The 21030-nt window shown below is 71.1% G+C and carries 16 protein-coding genes; 5 read left to right on the plus strand and 11 right to left on the minus strand.

Annotated elements, in window-relative coordinates; translation table 11 throughout:
• Nucleotides 1-19: 19 nt before the first annotated feature.
• From ACFVWW_RS33500 to ACFVWW_RS33510, 3 genes are all read right to left on the minus strand, one after another.
• Nucleotides 20-1465: an aldehyde dehydrogenase family protein gene (locus ACFVWW_RS33500; protein WP_386878308.1), complete on the minus strand. Its 1446-nt coding sequence runs from the start codon at nucleotides 1463-1465 to the stop codon at nucleotides 20-22.
• 287 nt (nucleotides 1466-1752) lie between these two features.
• A complete protein-coding gene (locus ACFVWW_RS33505; protein ID WP_386878307.1) occupies nucleotides 1753-3309 on the minus strand; it encodes a PucR family transcriptional regulator in 1557 nt (518 codons plus the stop codon).
• A 217-nt stretch (nucleotides 3310-3526) separates the two neighbouring features.
• Complete coding sequence (locus ACFVWW_RS33510; protein WP_386878306.1) at nucleotides 3527-5671, minus strand: ATP-binding protein; 2145 nt, start codon at nucleotides 5669-5671, stop codon at nucleotides 3527-3529.
• A gap of 272 nt (nucleotides 5672-5943) precedes the next feature.
• Here ACFVWW_RS33510 and gabT point away from each other — a divergent pair, with 272 nt between their 5' ends.
• The gene (gabT, locus tag ACFVWW_RS33515; RefSeq protein ID WP_384184784.1) at nucleotides 5944-7278 is read left to right on the plus strand and encodes a 4-aminobutyrate--2-oxoglutarate transaminase; all 1335 of its coding nucleotides are present in this window, start codon (nucleotides 5944-5946) and stop codon (nucleotides 7276-7278) included.
• A 159-nt stretch (nucleotides 7279-7437) separates the two neighbouring features.
• Nucleotides 7438-8262: a phosphatase PAP2 family protein gene (locus tag ACFVWW_RS33520; RefSeq protein ID WP_386878305.1), complete on the plus strand. Its 825-nt coding sequence runs from the start codon at nucleotides 7438-7440 to the stop codon at nucleotides 8260-8262.
• Nucleotides 8263-8292: 30 nt separating this feature from the next.
• Here the strand turns inward: ACFVWW_RS33520 and ACFVWW_RS33525 are convergent, their stop codons facing one another.
• From ACFVWW_RS33525 to ACFVWW_RS33555, 7 genes are all read right to left on the minus strand, one after another.
• Entirely contained in the window at nucleotides 8293-10119 is a 1827-nt protein-coding gene (locus ACFVWW_RS33525; protein ID WP_386878304.1) for a chitinase, read from the minus strand.
• 164 nt (nucleotides 10120-10283) lie between these two features.
• Nucleotides 10284-11702 carry an NAD(P)/FAD-dependent oxidoreductase gene (locus ACFVWW_RS33530; protein WP_386878303.1) on the minus strand — a complete coding sequence of 473 codons (1419 nt, stop codon included), beginning with the start codon at nucleotides 11700-11702 and terminating at the stop codon, nucleotides 10284-10286.
• Between the two features lie 25 nt (nucleotides 11703-11727).
• On the minus strand, nucleotides 11728-12534 hold the full coding sequence (locus ACFVWW_RS33535) for an ABC transporter permease (protein ID WP_384184774.1): 807 nt from the start codon (nucleotides 12532-12534) through the stop codon (nucleotides 11728-11730).
• Nucleotides 12534-13475, minus strand: coding sequence for an ABC transporter permease (locus tag ACFVWW_RS33540; protein ID WP_384184771.1), 942 nt, complete (start codon nucleotides 13473-13475; stop codon nucleotides 12534-12536). The genes ACFVWW_RS33535 and ACFVWW_RS33540 overlap by 1 nt, the downstream gene beginning before the upstream one ends.
• A complete protein-coding gene (locus tag ACFVWW_RS33545; protein ID WP_384184769.1) occupies nucleotides 13472-14638 on the minus strand; it encodes an ABC transporter ATP-binding protein in 1167 nt (388 codons plus the stop codon). Before ACFVWW_RS33545 ends, ACFVWW_RS33540 begins: the two co-directional genes overlap by 4 nt.
• 62 nt (nucleotides 14639-14700) lie before the next feature.
• The gene (locus ACFVWW_RS33550; RefSeq protein ID WP_386878302.1) at nucleotides 14701-15948 is read right to left on the minus strand and encodes a PotD/PotF family extracellular solute-binding protein; all 1248 of its coding nucleotides are present in this window, start codon (nucleotides 15946-15948) and stop codon (nucleotides 14701-14703) included.
• A gap of 43 nt (nucleotides 15949-15991) precedes the next feature.
• Entirely contained in the window at nucleotides 15992-17509 is a 1518-nt protein-coding gene (locus ACFVWW_RS33555; protein ID WP_384184765.1) for a gamma-aminobutyraldehyde dehydrogenase, read from the minus strand.
• A 263-nt stretch (nucleotides 17510-17772) separates the two neighbouring features.
• On the opposite strand from ACFVWW_RS33555, the gene ACFVWW_RS33560 reads away from it, so the two are divergent.
• Nucleotides 17773-18363 carry an NADAR family protein gene (locus ACFVWW_RS33560; RefSeq protein WP_386878339.1) on the plus strand — a complete coding sequence of 197 codons (591 nt, stop codon included), beginning with the start codon at nucleotides 17773-17775 and terminating at the stop codon, nucleotides 18361-18363.
• Between the two features lie 20 nt (nucleotides 18364-18383).
• Here the strand turns inward: ACFVWW_RS33560 and ACFVWW_RS33565 are convergent, their stop codons facing one another.
• The gene (locus ACFVWW_RS33565) at nucleotides 18384-19112 is read right to left on the minus strand and encodes a DUF4190 domain-containing protein (protein WP_386878301.1); all 729 of its coding nucleotides are present in this window, start codon (nucleotides 19110-19112) and stop codon (nucleotides 18384-18386) included.
• A gap of 163 nt (nucleotides 19113-19275) precedes the next feature.
• On the opposite strand from ACFVWW_RS33565, the gene ACFVWW_RS33570 reads away from it, so the two are divergent.
• Complete coding sequence (locus ACFVWW_RS33570) at nucleotides 19276-20301, plus strand: adenosine deaminase (protein ID WP_384184760.1); 1026 nt, start codon at nucleotides 19276-19278, stop codon at nucleotides 20299-20301.
• Between the two features lie 23 nt (nucleotides 20302-20324).
• Nucleotides 20325-21026 carry a glycerophosphodiester phosphodiesterase gene (locus ACFVWW_RS33575; protein ID WP_386878300.1) on the plus strand — a complete coding sequence of 234 codons (702 nt, stop codon included), beginning with the start codon at nucleotides 20325-20327 and terminating at the stop codon, nucleotides 21024-21026.
• Nucleotides 21027-21030 lie beyond the last annotated feature (4 nt).

Raw genomic sequence — 21030 nt, forward strand, 5'->3', positions numbered from 1 at the left:
GCGGGGGCGGGCTTGGCTCCTAGAGGGCCAGGCCCGTCAGCACCATGACGCGCTCGTACGTGTAGTCGTCCATCGCGAAGCGCACGCCCTCGCGGCCGACGCCGGACTGCTTGGCGCCGCCGTACGGCATCTGGTCCGCGCGGTACGAGGGGACGTCGCCGACGATCACGCCGCCCACCTCAAGAGCGCGGTGGGCGCGGAACGCGGCCTGCAAGTCGTGGGTGAACACGCCTGCCTGGAGGCCGTACTTGGAGTCGTTGACCGCGGCGAAGGCCTCGGCCTCGCTCTCGATCCGGCGCAGCGTGAGGACCGGGCCGAAGACCTCCTCGCAGGAGATCGTGACGTCCTCGGGGACCTCGGAGAGCACGGTGGGCGCGTAGGTCGCGCCGTCCCGCTTGCCGCCGGTGAGCAGCTGGGCGCCGGCCCGTACGGCCTCGTCGACCCACGACTCGACCCGCTTGGCCGCGTCCTCGCTGACGAGCGGTCCCACGTCGGTGGTGTCCGTGGCGGGGTCGCCGGTGACCTGGGTCTCGACGGCGGCGACGATCTTGGGTACGAGGCGTTCGTACACCGAGGCGTCGGCGATCACGCGCTGCACGGAGATGCAGGACTGGCCGCCCTGGTAGTTCGAGAACGTGGCGATCCGGGTCGCCGCCCAGTCGAGGTCCCTCTCGCTCGCGTAGTCGGCGAGGACGACGGCCGCGCCGTTGCCGCCGAGTTCGAGCGTGCAGTGCTTGCGCGGGACGGAGTCCATGATCGCGAAGCCGACCTTGTCGGAGCCGGTGAAAGAGATCACCGGCAGCCGCTCGTCCTGGACGAGGGCGGGCATCCGGTCGTTCGGCACGGGCAGGACGGACCAGGCGCCGGCCGGCAGATCGGTCTCGGCCAGCAGCTCACCGAGGAGCAGGCCGGAGAGCGGGGTCGCGGGGGCGGGCTTGAGGATGATCGGGGCGCCGACGGCGATGGCGGGGGCGATCTTGTGGGCGCACAGGTTGAGCGGGAAGTTGAACGGCGCGATGCCGAGGACGGCGCCGCGGGGGAAGCGGCGGGTCAGGGCGAGGCGGCCGGCGCCGCCGGCGTCGGTGTCGAGGCGCTGGGCGTCGCCGCTGTTGAAGCGGCGGGCTTCCTCGGCGGCGAAGCGGAACACGGAGACGGCGCGGCCGACTTCGCCCCGTGCCCACTTGAGGGGCTTGCCGTTCTCGGCGGAGATCAGCTGGGCGATCTCCTCGGTGCGCTCGACGAGCCTGCGCGAGACGTGGTCGAGGGCGGCGGCCCGTACATGCGCGGGGGTCGCGGCGAACTCGTCCAGCACGGCGTGCGCGGCGGCGACGGCCTCCTCGACCTGATCCTCGGTCGGAACGGCGACGGTGCCGACGAGCCGGCCGTCCCAGGGGGAGGTGACGTCGAGGGTGTCCTCGCCGGTGGCCTGGCGGCCGGCGAGCCAGAAGGCGTGGGTGGAAGTCATTGCGAGTTCCGGCCCTTCCGAGTAGTCGGGGGTGTCTGCGTGTCTGCGTCCCACGGTAGGGGTGCGGGGGCGGGGGGTCGTTTGTCCGGGGTGGAGTGGTGGGGGCGGTCGGTTGTGCCGCTTTGTCGTGCGCGGGGCGGTGTCTCCCCCACCCCGCCCCTCCCCGAAACCGGATGCAAGCCCCCGGCCCCCCACGCCCACCGGCCTCGCGACCCGAGCCCTGCCGGCGGCAGGACAGTCGCCGGCGCCCACGCCCCCCGGGCGGGCAGCGGCGACGGGTGGGGGTGCTATTCCGAGGGCTTGGTTGTTTTTAGGGCCAGCCACAGTTCCATGCGGGCGTCCGGGTCGTCCAGGGAGCGGCCCAGGATCTCTTCTACTCGGCGCATGCGGTAGCGCAGGGTGTGGCGGTGGACGCCCAGGTCGGCTGCTGCCGCGTCCCATTGGCCGTGGCGGGACAGCCATGCCCGGAGGGAGGCCACCAGGTCCCCGCGGCCCTTGGCGTCGTGTTCGTACAGTGCGCGCAGCATGCCGTCCGCGAAGGCCCGTACCGCGTCGTCCGCCAGCAGAGGAAGGATGGATCCGGTCGCCAGTTCCTCGTGCTCGACGAGTGCCCGGCCGCGCCGGCGCGCCACCGACAGTGCCTGTTCGGCCTGTTTGTACGCGCCCGCCGCCGCGATCGGCCCCGTCGGCGCCGAGAGCCCGACGACCACGCCGGCTTCCTCCGCCTCCCGTCGGGCGTATCCCTCGGCCGCCGTGACCACCGCCCCGCCGTCCACCGCAAGCACCGCGAGCCGCCCCTCGCCGTCCGGGACCGCCAGTACTGCCTCGCCCGCCCGCGCGGCCGCCGCCTCCAGCGCCTCGGCCAGCACCTGGAGCGGATGATCGGCCCCCGCGTCAGGCGCGGACTCCGCCGACTCGCCGATCATCAGCCGGAACGGCGCGTCCAGCAGGCCCCCGTACAGATCGCCCGCCACCGCCCGCGCATGGTCCGGCTGCCCGGACAGCAGCATCCGCAGCACCGCGGCGCCCAGCCGCTGTTCCGCCGCCTGAAGGGCACGCGAGCGCTCCGTCGTCAGCGTCAGCAGGGCGATGGCCGAGTGCACCGCGTACCGCTCCACCGTGCCGAGCGGCGCCGCCGTCCCGACGGCCAGCGCGCCCCGCACCCGTCTCCCCGTGCCCAGGGACTGGAGCTCCACCCGGTCGTCCGCGCCCCCGACCACCGCGCTCGCGGGCGCGGGCCGCTCCCGCAGCCGCTCCACGTCGGCGGTCAGCCGGGCCGCCCGCCGCGCGGCCCAATCGGGCGCGGCGGCGACGACGGTGCCGGTCGCGTCGTAGAGCGCCGCCCAGCCGTCCACATGCGCGGCGAGCCGGGCCAGCAGCGCCGCGGGACCGTCGGCGAGCGCGGCCCTGGTCAGTTCCCGCTGGGCCTCGAAGCCCGCGGTCACCGCCCGGTACTGGTCGGCCGCGATGGCCGCCGAGACGGCCTTGCTGATGGCGAGGAACGGTGTGCGCCGGGGCACGGCCAGCAGCGGAAGCCCCGCCGACCGCGCGGCCTCGACGAGCGCCTCGGGAACGTCCTCGTAGTTGACCCCGACGGCGAACCCGAGCCCGACCACCCCGGCGCCCACCAGCCGCCGCACATAGCCCGCCATCGCCTCGGGATCCTCGGCGTCCAGCGTCGTCGCGGTGACGAGGAGCAGCTCGCCCCCCTCCATGTACGGCACGGGGTCGGCGAGCTCGCTCGCGTGCACCCAGCGGACAGGGGTCTGGAGCCGGTCCTCACCCGCACGCACAGTGAGGTTGAGCGCCGAGTGCTGGATGAGCGAGGCGAGGGTGGGCGGCATGGTGAACCGTAGGGCCTTCGGCAGAGGGCGGGCGGTGCGGCGGACCGCATCGCGGAGAAGTGCGCCATCCCGTATGAACGGCGTCCCTCGATTCTGCCATCTTGTACGACCGAGCGAGCGGTCGAGCGCCTGCCGACTTGTACGACCGGGCGAGCGGTCGAGCGCGTCCGCAAGCTTGTACGAGCGGGCGAGCGGTACGAGCGGTCGAGCGGCCTCCTCAGTTCCGCAGATCCACCAGCAGCGGCGGCGCGTGCTCGCCGCCCACCGTCCGCAGGGACAGCACCGCGTGCCCGGCCGGCACCGAGTGCGCCAGCTCGGACGCCGACCAGCGCTCGCGCTCGACCTTCCGTACGGTCACCGCGTCCGTCGTCACGGCCTTGCCGGTGACCAGCTTCCGGAACGCGTGAATGGCCCGGGTCAGCGGCTGGTCGGCGAAGACCGTGCGCTGGGTGACATCCCGTGTCTCCACCCACTCCGTGCCCCACGCCTCCGCGAAGCGCTTGCCGTCCCAGGTCGTGATCCCGGAGAAGGCCATCCGGCAGCCGACCGCCCCGAGCAGCGCGGTGTGCAGCGCCTCCGGTACGTCGTCGAGCGTCCGGAGGGTGAGCACCGCGCCCGCGTTGACCGACCGCAGCCGCTGCACCCCGCGCAGGGTCTCCGCGGTCAGGGTGCGGGTCGCGTCGTCCAGTACCAGACAGGCGAAGAGCGAGCGGTCGGCGCGCACCGCCGCGTTCGCCGTGAACTGGGCGAGGACGAGCCGGGCCAGCAGCCGCGAGGCCTCGGCATGCCCGCGCTCCGGCAGATCGATACGGACCCGCAGCGGGTGTTCCAGGGCGCGCGGCGAGAACGGCCGGGTCCTGCCGCTGGTGTCGAAGAAGCTCGCGAAGGCGGGCCGGTCGAGCAGCGCGACCCGGTCGGCGAGCGCGCGGCCCGGATCTCCGGGCACGCCCGACTGGCGTTCGCGGGCGTCGAGTTCACGCCGCATGGCGTGGTGCCCTTCGGAGTCGAGCGCCTCCCTCAGCGCGGCCAGCGCGGTGGGCTCCGAGTCGAGAAGCTCGCGCAGCTCCGGTACGCCGGGCAGCCTGCCGTGCGCGGCGCGGAACGGGCCGAGCAGCTGGGCGAGCGCAGTGGTGGCCCGCCTGCTGTCCGTGTCCGTGAGATCGCCGACGAGGCCCTCGGCCAGTACGGCGGCGGCCTCGTCCGGGTCGTTCGTACCCCCGTACAGATCGAGGTCGTAGACCGATTCCGGATCGCCGATCCTGACGACGACGTCATAGGCGTCGTCGGGGCCCAGCTGGGTGCCGGTGGCGCAGACGACGATGACGGCGGCCTGGCCGGCGAGCGCCTGGAGCGCGAGCGACTCGACGACCGGCCGTACGAGGGCATGGGTCTTGCCCGCCCCCGGCGGCCCCACGGCCAGCAGCGAGGTCCCCAGCAGGACCGGATCGAGGGCCAGCCCGGTGCCCCGCCGGGGGTACGGGTTCCGCTCGCCGTCCTGGACCGTGCCGAGCCTGACCTGGCGTACGAGCAGGTCGTGCCGGGCCGCGCGGACTGGCAGGTCACGCTTGCCCGAGGGGTGCAGACATGCCGCGGCGCCGCTTCCCCGCACGGCTTCGGCGAACGCCGTCAGCCGCGAGGGATCGGCCCGTACGGAGTGCCAGGCGCGGCGGATCCGGGCGTAGTCGACGTCGGTCATCCGCCCGTCCCGTACCTCGGAAGCGAGCCGCGCCGCGATCTCGCCGTGTCCCGCCGCCCGCAGCTCGGGCCACTCGGCGAGATCGTCCTCGGGCTCCGGGGGCCCCGGGACCGTCCCCTTCGGTACGCCCCCGGGCCGGTGGTTCACCATCCGCCCGGCGAGCTCGGCCCAGCGGCCCAGCCGTCCGAAGACGACCAGCAGCCCGCCCACGACCATCGCGTACCACACATAGGACGCGACGACGGAGGCCATCGTCCCGCGCCAGGAGTCTGGCGTGAACATGTAGAGCGGCCAGAGCCAGAAGCCGCCGAGATAGCCGTTCCACAGCAGCGACCAGAGCAGCAGGCCGGCGAGGAGCGAGATCAGTGCCCCGCTGACCAGCTGCCGCACCGGGGTGCGCTCCGGTTCTTCCGGGGGCCGCGCCGTGTGCCCGTACGCCCAGGTCCCGGGCGCGTCGGCGAGCCGCGGCACCCGCAGCCAGTCCCGCAGCGTCGGGCCTGTGGAGGGCGCGTGCCCGGGCGCGGGCGGCAGACCGCCCGGTCCGGACGGTGGCGCCGAGGTCGGCAACGGCGGCGCCGAGGTCGGCATGGGCGGCGGCGGGCCCGCCGGGCGCGGCACAGGGTTGGCGCGTGTTCCCCGCGAGTCGTGTGTGCCGCCGGTGTCCATGAACCTCTGCCCCCTGTGCAAGCCGTCCTGCGCAAGCCGTCCTGTCTCACGCCAATGTATTGCCACGGCCATACATTGGCGGGCAGTTCACCGTCCCGCGCGCGCAGGGGCGTTGCCCATCCCTCCCGGCCGCCGGGCCGCCCACGACCGCCCCCCGTATGGCCGCCACGGACAACGACACACCCCCACCACTCCCGAACGGCGCATGCCCGCTCCCCTTCCCCACCCCTAGCCTGCGAAGAAAGACCCGGAAACACCCCCAGGAGCCCCTCATGACCGCTATCCCGCAGGAGCGCCGCCTCGTCACCGCCATCCCCGGTCCGAAGTCGCAGGAGTTGCAGGCCCGCCGTACCGCCGCGGTCGCCGGCGGTGTGGGGTCCGTGATGCCTGTCTTCGCGGCCCGCGCCGGCGGCGGCGTGCTGGAGGACGTGGACGGCAACCGGCTGATCGACTTCGGTTCCGGAATCGCCGTGACCTCGGTCGGCAACAGCGCCGAGGCCGTCGTACGCCGTGCCTCCGCCCAGCTCGCGGACTTCACCCACACCTGTTTCATGGTCACGCCGTACGAGGGGTACGTCGAGGTCTGTGAGCGGCTCGCCGAGCTGACCCCCGGCGACCACGCCAAGAAGTCCGCGCTGTTCAACTCGGGCGCCGAGGCCGTCGAGAACGCCGTGAAGATCGCGCGGTCGTACACCAAGCGCCAGGCGGTCGTCGTGTTCGACCACGGCTATCACGGCCGTACGAACCTCACCATGGCGCTGACCTCGAAGAACATGCCGTACAAGAACGGCTTCGGACCGTTCGCCCCGGAGATCTACCGGGTGCCGGTCGCCTACGGCTACCGCTGGCCGACCGGTCCCGAGAACTGCGGCCCCGAGGCGTCCGCCCAGGCCATCGACCAGATCAACAAGCAGATCGGCGCGGACAACGTCGCCGCGATCATCATCGAGCCGCTGCTCGGCGAGGGCGGCTTCATCGAGCCGGCCAAGGGCTTCCTCCCGGCGCTCGCGAAGTTCGCCAAGGACAACGGGATCGTCTTCGTCGCCGACGAGATCCAGTCCGGCTTCTGCCGCACCGGCCAGTGGTTCGCCTGCGAGGACGAGGGGGTCGTCCCCGACCTGATCACCACCGCGAAGGGCATCGCGGGCGGCCTGCCTCTCGCCGCCGTGACCGGCCGCGCCGAGATCATGGACGCCGCGCACTCGGGCGGCCTCGGCGGTACGTACGGCGGGAACCCGGTGGCCTGCGCCGCCGCGCTGGGCGCCATCGAGACGATGAAGGAGCTGGACCTCGTCTCGAAGGCCAGGCGCATCGAGGAGGTCATGAAGGGCCGGCTCGCCGCGCTGCAGGAGAAGTACGACATCGTCGGTGACGTCCGCGGCCGCGGCGCGATGATCGCCATCGAGCTGGTCAAGGACCGGGACACCAAGGAGCCGAACCCGGAGGCGACCGCCGCGCTCGCCAAGGCCTGCCACACCGAGGGGCTGCTCGTCCTCACCACCGGTACGTACGGCAATGTGCTGCGCTTCCTGCCGCCGCTGGTGATCGGTGAGGACCTGCTGAACGAGGGCCTGGACATCATCGAGCAGGCGTTCGCCACCCTCTGAACAGCCCTCTCGAACGGTTGCCTGAGCGGCCGGACAGCCGCTCCGACCTGGCCATCCGCCGGATCAGCGGTCGGGGCCTGTGAAGAAGCTGTGGGGGGCCGATGGCGGGATCGGATTCCGGCTGTCGGTCCTCGCGGCCCTGACGTACGGTTTCGGCAGATGAGAGAAACACCCCGCTCGCAGGGGACTGCGAGCGACGCCGGAGCGGAGCGTCCCCAGCGCCGCTTTGGCCGTGCCTTCGCGCACACCACTGGAGCTTCAGGCTCTGGAACTCCTCACGGATCGGACGGCCGCCCGCCCCAAACCCCCCGGGGCGTGCGGCACACCGGTCCTGACGGCCGCCCTGGAACTACCCCCCCTGTTCCCGGGCGGCCGGCTTTTTTCCGCTCCGGACTCTTCGCCCTGTGCGCGGTCCTCTTCGGGCTCGTCACCTGGCAGGCCGCCGCCGGCGGACCGCTGCGCGCGGCCGATGAACGTCTCGGTCTCGCCCTCGCCGGCCAGGGCCCCCGGCCACTGACCGAAGTCCTCGCCGACCTCGGCGGTATGCCGGTCGCCCTGCCCGTGCTGGCTGTCGCGATCGGCTACGCGCTCCGGCGCGGGCGGCGCGCTCAGGCCCTGGCGGTCGCGGTCACGATGGCCGCGGTCCCCGCCCTGGTCATGCCGCTCAAGCTGTGGATCGCCAGGCCGGGCCCGCTCACCGATGCCACCGGCTACTACCCGTCCGGCCATACGGCGACGGCGATGGTCGCGTACGGCGGCGCGGCCCTGCTCCTCGCCCCGTACGCGGGCCGGAACAGAACGGTGCCCGTCGCCGTCCTGCTCACCCTGGCGACGGGCACCGGTCTCATGCTGCGTGGCTACCACTGGCCGCTGGACGTCCTCGGCAGTGTGCTGCTGTGCGGGATGCTGCTGATTCTCCTGGTGCGGGTCCTCGCCGGCCTCGGCTCGCGCGGACCCGGCTCACGCGGACCCACCCCACACTGACCGGCTCGCGCGGACCCGTACCAGATGGTCTCAGCCGAAGTACGCGTCGAAATTCTTCTGGAACTCCCACTGGTTGAAGCGGTCCCAGTTGATCGACCAGGTCATCAGTCCGCGCAGGGCGGGCCAGGTGCCGTGGGTCTGGTAGGAGCCGCAGTCGGTCTTCTTGGTCAGGCAGTTCAGCGCCTTGGTGACCTCGGCCGGTGAGGTGTGGCCGTTGCCCGCCTGGGTGGAGGCCGGCAGGCCGATCGCGACCTGCTCGGGACGCAGCGCCGGGAAGACCTTCGTGGTGTCACCGGCCACCGGGAAGCCGGTGAGCAGCATGTCGGTCATGGCGATGTGGAAGTCGGCGCCGCCCATCGAGTGGTACTGGTTGTCCAGACCCATGATCGAGCCCGAGTTGTAGTCCTGGACGTGCAGCAGGGTGAGGTCGTCGCGCAGGGCGTGGATGACCGGGAGGTACGCCCCGGCGCGCGGGTCCTGGCCGCCCCAGGGGCCGGAGCCGTAGTACTGGTAGCCGAGCTGTACGAAGAAGGTCTCGGGGGCCATGGTGAGGACGAAGTCCGCGCCGTACTTGGCCTTGAGGGTCTTGATCGCGGAGATCAGGTTGACGATGACCGGGGTCGTGGGGCTGCGGAAGTCGGTGTCGCCGGTGTTCAGCGACAGCGAGTGGCCCTCGAAGTCGATGTCCAGGCCGTTCAGACCGTACTCGTCGATGATCTTGGAGACCGAGGAGACGAAGGTGTCACGGGCCGCGGTGGTGGCCAGCTGGACCTGACCGTTCGCGCCGCCGATGGAGATCAGGACCTTCTTGCCCGCGGCCTGCTTGGCCTTGATGGCCGCCTTGAACTCGGCTGCCGATTCGACGTTCGGGCATTCGGCGGCCGGGCAGAGGCTGAAGCGGATGTCGCCGGAGGTGACGGACGTGGGCTCGCCGAAGGCGAGGTTGATGACGTCCCACGAGTCGGGCACATCGGCCATCCGGGTGTAGCCGGAGCCGTTGGCGAAGCTGGAGTGCAGATAGCCGACCAGGGCGTGCGCGGGCAGGTTCGCGCCCCCGCTGCCGCCGCCGCCCGAGGCGGAGGTGGTGGCGCTGACGGCGGGTGAGAGGGCGGACGCTCCTGCGGCGTTGGTCGCGGCGACCTGGAAGCTGTAGGCGGTGGCGGGGCTGAGCCCGGAGACGGTCGCCGACGTGCCGCTGACGTCGAGGGCCTTGCTGCCGCCCCGGTACACGGTGTAGCCGGTGGCACCCGTGACGGGTGACCAGGAGAGGCCGACGGAGGAGGAGGTGACCTGTCCCGCCTTGAGGCCGGAGGGGACGGCCGGGGGCTGTGCGGGCGTGCCGCCGGGGCCGACGAGGGTCAGATCGTCGGCGTAGTAGGCCGGGGTGCCGTACCAGCCGTTGGTGTACACGGTCACGGACGTGGTGCTCGGCCCGGTGCGGAAGCTGGTGGTCAGCTTCTGCCAGTCGGGCGCGGACTGGGTCCAGGTCGAGACGTCGGTGGTGCCGGTCCCGGACGCGCCGAGGTAGACGTAGCTGCCCCGGACCCAGGCGCTCAGGGTGTACGCGGAGTTCGGCACGACTGTGACGGTCTGCGAGCACTTGGCGTTGTCGTTGCCTGCCGGGGTTCCCTTGAGCGCGCCGCTGCCGCCGTGCACGGGCGTGCTGACGAGGGCGCCGCTGCCGGCCGTACAGCTCCAGCCGCTGAGGCCGGACTCGAAGTTTCCGTTACGGGCGATGTCCGCGTCGGCGGCCCGCGCCGTCTGCGCGGAGACGACCAGTCCGGCCGCGGTGAGTACGGCGGCCGCGAGGGTGGCTATCAGTCTTGGGTACAGAGCAGGACGTCTGGAGCGTTCCACAACTGCCTCCGGGCATGGGGAAGATGACGGGGCGGGGCGCGCACAGCATGGTCCAGACCAATTGGTGTGGTCAATACCTCTGGCGGCACCGCGCCTGTTCCGCTCCCCGCCCCGGCCCCGTCCGGCTCCCTGTCCGCCCCCGGAACGGCCGTACCGGCGCCCGGTCAGCTGTCGAAGCCGAGCCCCAGCCGGTCCATGGTCCGCAGCCACGCGTTACGCCGGCCGCCCCGGGCATCGGCGCGGGCCAACGACCATTTGGTGAGGCCGATCCCGGCCCAGGCGGCCGGCTCCGGCGGGAACGGCAGCGGCTTGCTGCGGACCATCTCCAGCTCCGTACGCGCGGTCCGCTCCCCCGCCAGCAGGTCGAGCATCACGTCCCCGCCGAAGCGGGTCGCACCGACGCCGAGGCCGGTGTACCCGGCGGCGTACGCGACCCGGCCCGCGTACGCCGTACCGAAGAAGGCCGAGAAGCGGGTACAGGTGTCGATCGCACCGCCCCAGGCATGGCTGAAGCGCACGCCCTCCAGCTGCGGGAAGCAGCGGAAGAAGTGGGAGGCGAGCTTGAGATACGTCTCCGGGCGGTGCTCCAGAGCGGCGCTGAGCCGGCCGCCGTACGGGTAGATCGCGTCGTAGCCGCCCCACAGGACGCGGTGGTCGGGGGTGATCCGGAAGTAGTGGAACTGATTGGCGCTGTCCCCGAGACCCTGACGGTTCTTCCAGCCGATCGCGCCCAGCTGCTCCGCCGTCAGCGGCTCCGTCATCAGGGCGTAGTCGTAGACCGGGACGGTGTACGGACGCACCCGTCTGACCAGGGACGGGAAGACATTGGTGCCGAGCGCGACCCGCCGGGCGAAGACCCGGCCGTACGGGGTGCGTACCGCCATCCCGGCGCCTGACCTGGTCAGTTCCAGGCCGCGGGTGTTCTCGTAGACGCGTACGCCGAGGTCCGCGCAGGCCTGCTTGAGCCCCCAGGCGAGCTTGGCCGGGTGCAGCATGGCGACCCCGCGCCGGTCCCACAGCCCGCCCAGGAACGTGGGCGAGTCGACCTCGGCGCGGACCGCGTCCCGGTCGAGCAGCTCCAGACCGGTGAAGCCGAGCCGCGTCGCCTCCTCGTACGCCTCCTGGAGGTCGTCGAGCTGGTACGGCTCCGTGGCGACATCGATCTCGCCGGTGCGCTCGAAGGCGCAGTCGATCGCGTAGCGGGCGACCGTCGCCTCGATGGCGTCGAGATTGCGCTCGCCGAGCTCTTCCAGTGTCCGCAGCTCACCCGGCCAGCGGGCGAGGCCGTTGCTGAAGCCGTGGGTGAGGGAGGCGGCGCAGAAGCCGCCGTTGCGGCCCGAGGCGGCCCAGCCCACCTCGTGGCCCTCGATCAGGACGACATCCCGCTCCGGATCGCGTTCCTTGGCGAGGAGCGCGGTCCACAGCCCGCTGTAGCCGCCGCCGACGACGAGGAGGTCGCAGTGTTCGTCGCCGGTGAGGGCGGGCAGCGCCCCGGGCCTGCCGGGGTCGTCCAGCCAGTACGGGACCGGCTGTGCGTCGGAGAGTGATGTCGTGGCCGTACTTCGCATGGCACCTGGGGCCATGTCTTCCAACTCCTTCGAGACCTGCTCAGGGGGTGGCGGCGGTCTTCTTCCGCCGGTTGCTGACCAGTTGGCCCGCGACCACCAGCAGCACGGCGACGACGAACATCGCGGTGCCGATGACATTGATCTGCACCGGCGTGCCGCGCTGTGCGGAGCCCCAGACGAACATGGGGAAGGTCACGGTCGAGCCGGCGTTGAAATTGGTGATGATGAAGTCGTCGAAGGAGAGCGCGAAGGCGAGCAGCGCGCCCGCCGCGATGCCGGGGGCGGCGATCGGCAGGGTGACCCGTACAAACGTCTGCACGGGCCCGGCGTAGAGATCGCGCGCCGCTTCTTCGAGCCGGGGGTCCATGGACATGACCCGGGCCTTGACGGCTGTCACCACGAAGCTGAGGCAGAACATGATGTGGGCGATCAGGACGGTCCAGAAGCCCAGCTGCGCGCCCATGTTGAGGAAGAGCGTGAGCAGCGAGGCGGCCATCACGACCTCGGGCATCGCCATCGGCAGGAAGATCAGCGAGTTGATCGCGCCGCGCGCCCGGAAGCGGTAGCGGACCAGCGCGAACGCGATCATCGTGCCGAGGACGGTGGAGCCGAGGGTCGCCCAGGCGGCGATCTGGAGCGAGAGGGTCAGCGAGCCGCACAGGTCGGCGACTCCGCAGGGGTCCTTCCAGGCGTCCAGGGAGAAGCGCTGCCAGGAGTAGTTGAAGCGGCCCTGCGGCTTGTTGAAGGAGAAGACCATCACCACGAGGTTGGGCACGATCATGTAGCCGAGCGTCAGTACGCCCGCGATGACCACCAGGTTGCGCCGGATCCAACGCGTCACGCCCATCAGACCAGGTCCTCCGTCCCTGCTCGGCGGATATAGACGGTGACCATGAACAGGACGACCGCCATGAGGATGAAGGAGAGCGCGGCCGCCGTCGGATAGTCGAGGACCCGCAGGAACTGCGTCTGGATGACGCTGCCGACCATCTTGGTGTCGGTGGAGCCGAGCAGTTCGGCGTTGACGTAGTCGCCGCTCGCCGGGATGAAGGTGAGCAGCGTGCCGGAGACGACACCCGGCATGGAGAGCGGGAAGGTCACCTTGCGGAAGGTGGTGAACGGCCGGGCGTAGAGATCGCCGGCGGCCTCGTGGAGCCGGCCGTCGATGCGCTCCAGCGAGGTGTAGAGCGGCAGGATCATGAAGGGCAGGAAGTTGTACGTCAGACCGCAGACCACCGCCATCGGGGTGGCCAGGACGCGGCTGCCCTCGGTCCAGCCGAGCCAGCTGGTCACATCGAGGACATGCAGGGTGTCCAGTACGCCGACGACCGTGCCGCCGTCGGCCAGGATCGTCTTCCAGGCGAGCGTACGGATCAGGAAGCTGGTGAAGAACGGCGCGATGACCAGGACCAGCAGCAGATTGCGCCAGCGGCCGGCCTTGAAGGCGATGAGATAGGCGAGCGGGTAGCCGAGGAGCAGACACAGGATCGTGGCGGTGCCCGCGTACAGCAGGGAGCGCACGAACTGCGGGTAGTAGTCCTGGAGCGCGTCCCAGTAGGTCTGGAAGTGCCAGGTGACCTGGAAGCCCTCTTCCAGGGAGCCGGTCTGTACGGAGGTCGAGGCCTGGTAGACCATCGGCAGCGCGAAGAAGACCAGCAGCCAGAGGATGCCGGGCAGCAGCAGCCAGTACGGGACGAGCCGCTTGCGCGTGGCGGGCTTGCGCAGGGTGGGTTCCGGCCCGGCGGCGGGCGGCGTGGGCACGGCGGGAGGAGCTTCCGTGGTGGTCACGACGCCTCCTCGTCCACCGTCTCGATGCCCGCATCGATGTCTTGTGAGGCGTCCAAGCCGAAGGTGTGCGCCGGGTTCCAGTGCAGCACGACCTCGGCGCCGGGGCCGAGGCGTCCGTCGCGCTCGATGTTCTGTGCGTACACCTCCAGCTCGGGGCAGACCGGGCTGTCGATCACGTACTGCGTCGAGACGCCGATGAAGCTGGAGTCGACGATCCGGCCGGTGACGCGGTTGCGGCCGTCGGGGATCGTGCCCGCGTCGTCCGCGTGCGCCAGGGAGATCTTCTCCGGGCGTACGCCGACGAGCAGCTTGCCGCCGCTCGTCGTCGGCGCGGAGCAGCGGTCCGCGGGGAGCCGCAGCTTGGCACCGCCCGCGGTCACCACGACATCGCCGCCGTGGATCTCGGCGACCTCGGCCTCGATGAGGTTGGAGGTGCCGAGGAAGTTGGCGACGAAGGTGGTGCCCGGGTTCTCGTAGAGATCGGCGGGGCTGCCCAGCTGCTCGACCCGGCCCGCGTTCATCACCGCGACGGTGTCGGCCATCGTCATGGCCTCCTCCTGGTCGTGGGTGACATGGATGAACGTGATGCCGACCTCGGTCTGGATCCGCTTGAGCTCCAGCTGCATCTGTCGGCGCAGCTTGAGGTCCAGCGCGCCGAGTGGCTCGTCGAGCAGCAGCACCTTCGGGTGGTTGATCAGCGCGCGGGCGACGGCGACACGCTGCTGCTGGCCGCCGGAGAGCTGGTGCGGCTTGCGCTTGGCGAAGTCACCGAGCTGGACGAGGTCGAGCATGTCGCCGACCTGCTTGCGTATGGACTTGATGCCGCGGCGGCGCAGGCCGAAGGCGACGTTCTCGTAGATGTCGAGGTGCGGGAAGAGCGCGTAGCTCTGGAAGACGGTGTTGACCGGGCGCTTGTACGAGGGCAGGTCGGTGACGTCCTTGTCGCCGAGGAAGACCGTGCCGGTGGTCGGGTCCTCCAGGCCGGCGATCATCCGCAGGGTGGTGGTCTTGCCGCAGCCCGACGCGCCGAGGAGAGCGAAGAAGGAGCCCTGCGGCACGGTGAGATCGAGCGGGTGTACGGCCTGGAAGGAGCCGTACGTCTTGCTGATCCCGGTGAGGCGGACGTCGTCGCCGCCCCGGCTGGTGGATGCAGTCTCTGTCATGGGTAACGGTCCCGGGGGCTTGAGGGAGGTGGACGGGCGTGGGCGGCTAGCGGGACACGCCCCTAGGCACCGATGAGCTGGGCGAACTTCTCCTCGTACGCGGTCTCTTCCTTGCTGCTGAGCGAGCGGAAGGCGTGCGAGGAGGAGGCCATCGCCGCGTCCGGGAGGATCAGCGTGTTGTCGGCCATCGACTTGTCGATCTTCGTGAGTTCGGCGCGTACCCCGTCGACCGGGCAGACGTAGTTGATGTACGCGGCGAGCTGGGCGGCGACCGGCGGCTGGTAGTAGTGGTCGATGAGCTTCTCGGCGTTGGTCTTGTGCCGTGCCTTGGCCGGGACCAGGAGATTGTCGCTGGAGATGATGTAGCCGGTTTCGGGGATGGCGAACTTGATGTCCGGGTTGTCGCTCTGGAGCTGGACGATGTCACCGGCCCAGGCGACACAGGCCGCGATGTCGCCCTTGTCGAGGTCCGCGGTGTAGTCGTTGCCGGTGAAGCGGCGGATCTGGTTCTTGTCGACGGCCTTCTGGAGCCGGGCGATGGCGGCGTCGAAGTCGTCGTCGGTGAACGACCCCGGGTCCTTGCCCTGGTCGAGGAGGGTCATCCCGATGCTGTCGCGCATCTCGGAGAGGAAGGCGACACGCCCCTTGAGCTTCGGGTCGTCCAGCAGCTGGGAGACGGAGTCGATGGTGCGGCCGCCGGTCGCCTTGGCGTTGTAGGCGATGACGGTGGGGATGCCGGTCCAGGGGTAGCTGTGGGCGCGGCCCGGATCCCAGTCGGGCGAGCGGAACTGCTCCGAGAGGTTCGCGAAGGCGTGCGGCAGGTTGGACGGGTCGAGCTTCTGCGCCCAGCCGAGCCTGATGATGCGGGCGGCGAGCCAGTCGGTGACGCATATGAGGTCGCGTCCGGTGTCCTGCCCGGCCGCCAGCTGCGGCTGGATCTTGCCGAAGAACTCGACGTTGTCGTTGATGTCCGCCGTGTACTTGACCTGGATCCCGGTGCGCTTGGTGAACGCCTCCAGGGTCGGGTACTGCTTCTCGTCCTCGCTGACGTCCATGTACTCGGTCCAGTTGGAGAAGACGACCCGCTTCTCCTCGGCCGAGTGGTCGGTGGACGCGGGGCCGTTGGCCTCCCGCTTCGCGGGCGGGATCCCGCAGGCGCTCAGTCCGGCGAGACCGCCGATCGTGAGCGCGCCGACGCCGGTGGCACGCAGCATCGAGCGGCGGGTGAGGGCTCCCCTGCCGCTGGTCATGCTGCGCCGCATCGCGGCCAGTTGGGCCGCGGAGAGACGGTCGGGCTCGTACTGCTCCATGCGCTGTGCCCTTTCGGGAGGGTGGTCGATGCCGGCCGGCGCTCTAGGGACGGTCGCCGAAGATCGTGCGGTGCCAGTCCTTCCTCGCCACCGCGGTGTTGTCGTACATCACATGCTTGACCTGCGTGTACTCCTCGAAGGAGTACATCGACATGTCCTTTCCGAACCCACTGGCCCGGTAGCCGCCGTGCGGCATCTCGCTGATGATCGGAATGTGGTCGTTGATCCAGACACAGCCCGCCCGGAGCTCGCGGGTCGCGCGGCCGGTGCGGTAGACGTCGCGGCTCCAGGCGGAGGCGGCGAGGCCGTACGGGGTGTCGTTGGCGAGCCGGATACCTTCGTCGTCGGAGTCGAAGGGGAGCACGACCAGGACCGGGCCGAAGATCTCCGACTGGACGATCTCGCTGTCCTGCGGGGCGTCCGCGACCAGCGTGGGCCGGTAGTACGCGCCGTCCTTCAGGCCGCCCCCGGGCGCCTCGCCGCCGGTGACGACCCGGGCGTAGCCGCGGGCCCGGTCGACGAAGCCGGCGACCCGGTCGCGGTGGGTGTGCGAGATGAGCGGGCCGAGATCGGTGGCCGGGTCGAAGGGATCGCCGAGGCGCACGGTCTCCATCAGCGCGGCGACCGCGCTCACGAAGGCGTCGTACAGCGGCCGTTGGACATAGGCGCGGGTGGCGGCCGTGCAGTCCTGGCCACTGTTGATGAGCGATCCCGCGACCGCGCCGTGGACCGCGGCCTCCAGGTCGGCGTCGTCGAAGACCAGGAAGGGGGCCTTGCCGCCGAGTTCGAGGTGGAGGCGCTTGACGGTGGCGGTGGCGATCTCGGCGACACGCTTGCCGACGGGGGTGGAGCCGGTGAAGGAGGTCATCACGACATCGGGGTGGCCGACGAGGTGTTCGCCCGCGTCGGGGCCCGCGCCGGTGACGATGTTGATCACACCGTCGGGGAGTCCGGCCAGCTGCGCGGCCTGGGCGAACATCAGCGAGGTGAAGGGGGTGATCTCGGCGGGCTTCAGCACGATCGTGTTGCCCGCGGCGATGGCCGGGAGGATCTTCCACGCGGCCATCTGGAGGGGGTAGTTCCAGGGCGCGATGGAGCCGATGACGCCGAGCGGCTCCCGGCGTACGTAGGAGGTGTGGTCGCCGCTGTACTCGCCGGCCGAGACGCCTTCGAGATGGCGGGCCGCGCCCGCGAAGAAGGCGGTGTTGTCGACGGTGCCCGGCACATCGAACTCGGTGGACAGCTTGATCGGTTTGCCGCACTGGAGCGATTCGGCGTACGCGAAGTCGTCGGCCTGTCCGGCGAGGACGGCCGCGAAGCGGTGCAGGGCGTCGGAGCGCTCGCCGGGGGTGGTGCCCGCCCAGCCGGGGAAGGCCGCGCGCGCGGCGGCGACGGCCGCGTCGACATCGGCGGGGCCGGCCAGTTCGTACGCGTAGATCTCTTCGCCGGTGGCCGGGTTCACGACGGCGTGCGTACGTCCCGAGGTGCCGGGCCGCAGCGTCCCGCCGATGAACTGCGCACCGTCCGCGAAGCGGTCCCGCACCTGGAAGCGGTTGCCCATGCGTGCTCTCCGTAGTTCCATCGACCGGTGTTCCGTCGGCTGGTGTTCCCTCGGCTGTGCCGGCTATTGCTCAGGCTGTAGTTCCGGCTTCAATTGAGTGCCGATCCTGACAGAGCACATCCACCTCAACAAGGGATTCCGTTGTTGCCTTTTGGTTACGCGACGGAATCGGTCGACCATGTGTCGCGTCGGCTTACTGATCGGCGTACGGAATGTCAGTGGTGGCTGCCAGACTCACGTGCATGGGGAAGAACACGGGGAGCATGGTCCGCACGGCGGCTGAGCTGGTCGAACGGGCCGAGCGCGGCGAGCCGGTCAAGTATCTGCACTTCTGGGGGCACTCACCGCGGCGGGACGGCGCGGTCGGGCCGTCCTGTCTCAGCCAGTGGTGGCCGTCGCCTTTCACGGTCGACGGCGTTGAGTACGCGACGGCCGAGCACTGGATGATGGCGGGCAAGGCCCGGCTCTTCCGGGACGAGGCGGCCGAGCGTGCCGCCGTGGAGGCGGCGAATCCCGCCCTCGCCAAGAAGGCGGGGCGGCTGGTGCGCGATTTCGACGAGACCGTGTGGGAGCGCGAGCGCCACGGCATCGTGGTGGAGGGAAGCGTCCACAAATTCGGTCAGGATGCCGGGCTGCGCGAATTTCTGCTGGCCACGGGCGACCGGATACTCGTCGAGGCCAGCCCGAGGGACCGGATCTGGGGCATCGGACTGGCCGCGGGCGACGAGCGCGCCCAGGATCCCGCGCGCTGGCGCGGGCTGAATCTGCTGGGCTTCGCGCTGATGGAGGCGCGTGAGCGGCTCCGGGCCGACGACCCGGCCGCGGCCCCGGCTGGGGCGGGGGCCGGCGGCTGACCGGGTTCAGGTGACGGGGTTCAGCGGCTGACGTCGACCACGAGCGAGGTGGCGAAGGGGTCGTCGTTCGTCGTGTCCAGCTCCTCGCCGTTGGCGATCAGCCAGATCAGGAAGCTGAGGAACGCGGCGCTGACCACGGCACCGATGGCGCCGAGGATGATGCCCGCCAGCGCCATCCCGCCGTTCGTCGCCTCGCCCCGCTGGGCACGGCGGCGGCCGATGATCCCGAAGATCAGCGCGAGGACGCCGAGGATGATGCCGACGCCCCAGATACAGAAGATCACCACGGAGATGATGCCGAGCACCATCGCGGTGATTCCCATGCCGTTCGCCGGGGCCTGCTGCCAGCCGGTCTGCCCGTATCCCGGATATCCGGCGGCGGGGTAGCCGGCTGCGGGATTGCTGGGGTCGGTGTAGCCGGGGCCGGGATAGCCGTACCCCGTACCGGCGCCGTACGGAGCGGCGGACTGCTGGTCGCTCGGCGCGGGCCCGGCACTCGGGAAGCCATAAGCGCCCGGGGTGGGCTGAGCCGGTCCCCCGGGAGCGATCGGCGGCGGCGGTACGGCGCCGGACTCGGGCCCGCCACCGGGCATCCCGATGACCGTGGGCTGATCGTGTACGGATCCGGCCGGCGACTGGTGCGGCTGCTGCTGCGGCGCCGGCTTGTCCAGCGGCACCTTGTGCTCCGGCGGTGCCCAGGGATCACTCGGCTCGTAGCCGCCCGACGGCTGCTCGCTCTTGTCTGACATGGGCCCTCCCCCATCGTGATGCCGTCATGCTACGGCCTCCATCCGGTGCGGAACCGGCCCGGCCTACGATGATCCCTGACCCGAGCGGCCCCGGGCAGGGGCCGGACGCTCTGCCTCGCCGACGCCGTACTTCCGGCGCCCGCCCCAGCACCCGGAGGATCCGATGACCGATCTGCACCCCTTCATCGCGGGGCTGCCCAAGGCAGAGCTGCATGTGCACCATGTCGGCTCCGCCTCGCCGCGCATCGTGGCGGAACTGGCCGCCCGCCACCCGGACTCCAAGGTGCCCACCGATCCCGAGGCGCTCGTCGACTTCTTCACCTTCACCGACTTCGCGCATTTCATCGACGTCTACCTCTCCGTCGTCGATCTGATCCGTACCCCTGAGGACGTCCGGCTGCTGACCTTCGAGGTCGCCCGTGACATGGCCCGGCAGAACATCCGCTACGCCGAGCTGACGGTCACCCCGTTCAGCTCGACCAGCCGAGGCATTCCCGAGCAGGGCTTCATGGAGGCGATCGAGGACGCCAGGAAGGCCGCGGAGGCCGAGCTGGGAGTCGTCCTGCGCTGGTGCTTCGACATCCCCGGCGAGGCCGGTCTGCGAGCGGCCGAGGAGACCACCCGGCTCGCGGTGGACCTGCGCCCCGAGGGCCTCATCGCCTTCGGTCTGGGCGGCCCCGAGATCGGGGTGCCCCGGCCGCAGTTCAAGCCGTACTTCGACCGGGCCATCGCGGCGGGTCTGCACTCCGTGCCGCACGCCGGCGAGACGACAGGACCCGGGACGATCTGGGACGCGCTCAACGACCTGCGCGCGGAGCGCATCGGTCATGGCACCAGCGCCGTCCAGGACCCGGAGCTGCTGGCGCACCTCGCGCGGCACCGCATCCCGCTGGAGGTGTGCCCCACCTCCAACATCGCCACCCGCGCCGTCGCCGATCTCGACGAGCACCCGATCAAGGCGATGGTCTCGGCCGGCGTGCTGGTGACGGTCAACAGCGACGACCCGCCGATGTTCGGCACGGACCTCAACCAGGAGTACGGGGTCGCGGCCCGGCTGCTCGGGCTGGACGAGCGGGGCCTCGCCGACCTCGCGAAGAACGGTGTCGAGGCGGCCTTCCTCGACGCGGACAGCAAGAGGCGGCTCGCCACGGAGATCGACACGTACACCGCCACGTGGCTCGCGCGGTAGCGCCGGCCGACGACAATGACCTCATGCGTACCGTCGTTGCCGTAGCCCACCGTGGCGATCCCTACCGGGTCCGCGAGAACACCCTTCCGTCGGTCCGCTCCGCGCTGGAGCGGGGAGCGGACACGGTCGAGGTCGATGTCCGGCTGACCCGGGACGGTGTCCCGCTGCTCCTGCACGACTCCTCGCTGGAGCGGCTCTGGGGCCATGACCTCCGCCTCGCGGAGCTGACCCACGAGGAGGTGCGCGAGCTGACCCGGGGCGGAGTCCCGACCCTGCGGGACGCGCTGCTCGCGACGGGCGGGGCGGGGCTGATGATCGATCTCCCCGGTGCCTCCGAGGAGTCGGTCCGTACGGTCATCGCCACCGTGCGCGAATGCGGGGCCGCGGAGCGCGTGTCCTACTGCGCGGGCCCGAGCACCATGCTCGCCGTCCGGGCCGCCGACGCGACCGCCGAGATCGCGATGACCTGGACGTCCGTCGCCCCGCCGCTGCCGTCCCTGGTCGCGGCCGTGCGCCCGCGCTGGCTCAACTACCGCTTCGGACTGATCACCCGCGAACTGGCCGACCGCAACCACCGCGACGGCCTGCTGGTCTCTGCCTGGACCCCGGACACCCGCCGCTCCATGCGCCGCCTGATCGCCCGGGGCGTCGACTCGATCACCACCAACCGCATCGACACCCTGACCAGCCTCCTGACCAACTCCCGCTCCACCAGCCGCCCTTGAACCG

The organism is Streptomyces sp. NPDC058198 (genome assembly GCF_042882605.1).
In the GTDB taxonomy this organism is placed as follows: Bacteria; Actinomycetota; Actinomycetes; order Streptomycetales; family Streptomycetaceae; genus Streptomyces.

Excerpts from the sequence above, each read along its gene's own strand:
- ACFVWW_RS33500 (WP_386878308.1), bottom strand. The coding sequence starts at position 1,465 with ATGACTTCCACCCACGCCTTCTGGCTCGCCGGCCGCCAGGCCACCGGC.
- ACFVWW_RS33505 (WP_386878307.1), bottom strand. The coding sequence starts at position 3,309 with ATGCCGCCCACCCTCGCCTCGCTCATCCAGCACTCGGCGCTCAACCTC.
- ACFVWW_RS33510 (WP_386878306.1), bottom strand. The coding sequence starts at position 5,671 with ATGGACACCGGCGGCACACACGACTCGCGGGGAACACGCGCCAACCCT.
- gabT (WP_384184784.1), top strand. The coding sequence starts at position 5,944 with ATGACCGCTATCCCGCAGGAGCGCCGCCTCGTCACCGCCATCCCCGGT.
- ACFVWW_RS33520 (WP_386878305.1), top strand. The coding sequence starts at position 7,438 with ATGAGAGAAACACCCCGCTCGCAGGGGACTGCGAGCGACGCCGGAGCG.
- ACFVWW_RS33530 (WP_386878303.1), bottom strand. The coding sequence starts at position 11,702 with ATGGCCCCAGGTGCCATGCGAAGTACGGCCACGACATCACTCTCCGAC.
- ACFVWW_RS33535 (WP_384184774.1), bottom strand. The coding sequence starts at position 12,534 with ATGGGCGTGACGCGTTGGATCCGGCGCAACCTGGTGGTCATCGCGGGC.
- ACFVWW_RS33545 (WP_384184769.1), bottom strand. The coding sequence starts at position 14,638 with ATGACAGAGACTGCATCCACCAGCCGGGGCGGCGACGACGTCCGCCTC.
- ACFVWW_RS33550 (WP_386878302.1), bottom strand. The coding sequence starts at position 15,948 with ATGGAGCAGTACGAGCCCGACCGTCTCTCCGCGGCCCAACTGGCCGCG.
- ACFVWW_RS33555 (WP_384184765.1), bottom strand. The coding sequence starts at position 17,509 with ATGGGCAACCGCTTCCAGGTGCGGGACCGCTTCGCGGACGGTGCGCAG.
- ACFVWW_RS33560 (WP_386878339.1), top strand. The coding sequence starts at position 17,773 with ATGGTCCGCACGGCGGCTGAGCTGGTCGAACGGGCCGAGCGCGGCGAG.
- ACFVWW_RS33565 (WP_386878301.1), bottom strand. The coding sequence starts at position 19,112 with ATGTCAGACAAGAGCGAGCAGCCGTCGGGCGGCTACGAGCCGAGTGAT.
- ACFVWW_RS33570 (WP_384184760.1), top strand. The coding sequence starts at position 19,276 with ATGACCGATCTGCACCCCTTCATCGCGGGGCTGCCCAAGGCAGAGCTG.
- ACFVWW_RS33575 (WP_386878300.1), top strand. The coding sequence starts at position 20,325 with ATGCGTACCGTCGTTGCCGTAGCCCACCGTGGCGATCCCTACCGGGTC.